General features: G+C 67.2%; 3 protein-coding genes. All 3 read left to right on the top strand.

All coding sequences use genetic code 11. The annotated features are described in order from the left end of the window. A partial coding sequence (locus tag EP28_RS14435; protein ID WP_049984135.1) for a hypothetical protein occupies nucleotides 1–336 on the top strand: 336 nt, incomplete at its 5' end. Continuing rightward, nucleotides 333–575, top strand: a complete 243-nt coding sequence (locus tag EP28_RS11360; protein WP_049984134.1) for a hypothetical protein — start codon at nucleotides 333–335, stop codon at nucleotides 573–575. The genes EP28_RS14435 and EP28_RS11360, both read left to right, overlap by 4 nt. 628 nt (nucleotides 576–1,203) lie before the next feature. Further along, nucleotides 1,204–3,075 (top strand): hypothetical protein (locus tag EP28_RS11350; protein ID WP_049984132.1); only part of this gene is annotated, 1,872 nt, incomplete at its 3' end.

The raw sequence follows: 3,075 nt of genomic DNA, 5'->3' as shown, positions 1-3,075 counted from the left end.
CGAGGCGGCATCGGCTACGCCACCGCCGACGAGGCCGACGACCTGGAGGAGTTCGCGTTCGACCGCGGCGACCGCTTCGTGATGTGGCACGCCCGGCGCGACGAGCGCGCCGACGGCGACGAATGGGCTGTCGTCGAGCTCTCGTTCCAGTACACCGTCTCGTGGGTCCGAGAACGAGACGACGTCCCGACTCGGGAGAGTCACCGCGTCTACAAACTGCTCAGCCGGAATACGTTCAACGAGGTCTACCTCAGCGAGCGCGACCTGAAGCGCAGCGGGCAGTGGAAACACGCCGAGGAGATCGAGGACGACCAGGAGGCGGGTGGTGACCGATGAGCGCGGGGACGTCCCAGGGCAGCTCGGCGGCGGAGATCGTCGAGGACCTCGGCAGCTCCGACACGATCACGGTGGACGTCCCCGGAGTCACCGTCGAGGTCGTCGAAGCCTGCTGCTGCGCCGCGCTCGGGTGTCGGGTGGACGAACCCCTCTCTCGGGTGACCATCGACGGGTACGGAACTCGGGTCGTCTGCCCCGATCACCTCGCGCACCTAATCGAACGCGAGGGGGACGCATGACCGGTGTCAGACCCTCTCCCCGGTACAGGAGCAGGGGACACCTTACGTTTAAGAGGGTGTCGCGGCTAAGTCACGGCAGACAAGCAAGGCTAACCAACAAATCTCGCCTGGGAGAAGACTCCCGGGGCGGTCGATTCCGCCCCTGTTTCCCTACACACGTCTTCTCTCGGCTCCAACGTAAACCTATCGCTCGTTGGTTAGCGGTAGGTCTGCGCAGCGGGGCCGACGTCGCGGTGCGTCGGGCAGTCACCGTGTCGAAGATCATGAAGGACACTACCGATAGCACCACGACCGACGTACAGCTGACCGAGGACGATCTCTCCGAGCACCGCGGCCCGTTTGACGCGTTTGACGGTTCGATTTCTCAGGTGTCAAACGAAAAACCGCGGGACGGCAGAGGGGACTTGACACGTTTGACGGATTTGACGCCTACTGAGATGGGGGTGTACGTGGCGAGCGCCCGCCCGCACCCGCACCCGCACCCGCTCGGGCTCTTACCCACACCCCTCACAACTGCCGTCAAATCCGTCAAATCCGTCAAACCGCAGGACGGCGAGGGGGTGATTTCACCCCCCTGCCGTCAAACGGGGTGTCAATTTGACGGCAACGCCGAGATCGGGGTGGTCGCATGAGCGAACTCGACGTCGAGAAAGTCCGCGCGCACTACGAGAAGATCGCGCCGGTGGTCGAGGAGCTCGCCGACCTGGACGGTCACCTCACCATCGGCCTGAACGACTACAGCGGCTGGTACGTCCGACGCGACCACGACGACTTCGACGTCCTGGAGGAAGGCTACGAGCAGGAAGCCCGGTGTGCGACCCTCGCGCAGGACTACGACACCGTCTCCGGCCGGATCGAGCGCGCGCTCTACGCGCTGACGACGTACAAATCGCGGGACGCGTTCATGGACTGGGAGCCCTGCACCATCGAGGACGGGCAGACCGAGTGGATGAACGACAGCCCGACGCCCGGCTACGGCGACCTCCGGGGCGTGATGGCCTGGGGCGACATCGACCTCGCTGACGAGCTGAAGCCGCAGCGCGGCGACCTCGACGAGGAAACCCAGCAGGTGATCGAGGAGACCCTCGCGGCCTACATCGAGGAGTACGCGCGCCTGTACGGGGACCGCGACGCCGTCTTCGCCCTGGACAGCGTCGGCGGATCGTACGTGATGGGCGCGCCCGCCGCGACGCTCCCCATCGCCGACGTCTTCGAGGGCGACCACGACGCACGCGAGCGCGTGATGGAGGCGTTCGTGGACCGGTCGAACGACTGGCTGAAGGAAGCGCAGGAGCGGGTGGAGGAGCGCGTAGACGGCGCTGCTGAGGTCATCGACCCGGACTGGGTGAACAACTGCAACCGGCAGTACAAAGCCCCGCTGTCGCTCCACACGGACCACGACGCGGTCGTCGTCCCGCTGGACACCGAGGCCCCGACGTACGAGGTCGTCCCGTTCGACGACGTTGATGAGGACCTCGTCGAGGACACGGTCAGCTGGGCGGCCGACCTCACCAGCACCGAGTACCGCTCCCGCGCCGAAACGCTGGTGAAGCGGCTCTGGCCCGACGAGTACGAGGCACACGACAGCTGGGAGGCCGCGCTGGAGGCGTGGGTCGAAGAGGAACGGGAACGCGAGGAGCGGCAGGAAGAAGCCCGTCAGCGCGCGCGTGAGCGCCGTCGCCAGCGCAAGGAACAGATGGGTGGCGGTGTCGAGGGCGCGCCGGTGACGCCGTTCATCAGCGACGTCTTCGACGCCCTGGACGCGCTCGACGGCGAGGACGTCGCCGACCGCACCATCGTCCACCAGTGGACCGACCGCGCGAGCGGGATGCGCGACAACTCCGGCGGCGGGAAGCGCGCGTTCGTGCCCGTCTGGGGCCCGAACGCCGAGAGCGGGAACGCGAACTTCGTCGATACCGACGCCGGGATCTGGGTCGATACGGGCGACGACTACAGCGGCGGCCCGGTGAAGATGGCGCTCATCGCCGAGGAGAACTGGGACCGCGGGAAGACGCCGTCCGGCGACGACTGGCGGCGCGGCCTGGAGTACCTGCGGGAGATGGGCTTCGAGATCCCCGTCTGGACGCCCGACGCGAACTCGCAGAACGCCGACGGCGAAGAGTACGAGCAGATGCCGTACTGGGCGGTGAGGAAGGCCGCCGTCGCGCTCGGAGTGCTTCCCGAGGAGGCGTTCATCCGTGCACAGAGCGAGCGGGGTGGCTACCTGCGATTCCCGGGGAAGGAGACGTACAACCACGCTCTCGCGGCCATCGAGGATGCTGGCCTCGACCACGGGCGCGAGTACATGAGCGACGACGGGTCGCGTCCCGACGACCTGGAGGACGCTGCTGGTGACGACACGCCGCCGGCACCGACGCCGCCACCGCAGGACGAACCGGACGCGCCGGTTCGGGACGACGTCGAGGACGACCAGGAGAGCAGCAGCGGCCGAAACGCGAACGTCTACGCACACTCCGAGCTGGACATCGAGAACGGCGGG

Origin of the sequence: Halorubrum sp. BV1, from assembly GCF_000746205.1 — an archaeon.
Lineage (GTDB): Archaea > Halobacteriota > Halobacteria > Halobacteriales > Haloferacaceae > Halorubrum.
Note: the sequence above shows the minus strand (reverse complement) of the source record. Positions and strands in the feature narration are given on the sequence as shown.

Excerpts from the sequence above, each read along its gene's own strand:
- EP28_RS11360 (WP_049984134.1), top strand. The coding sequence starts at position 333 with ATGAGCGCGGGGACGTCCCAGGGCAGCTCGGCGGCGGAGATCGTCGAG.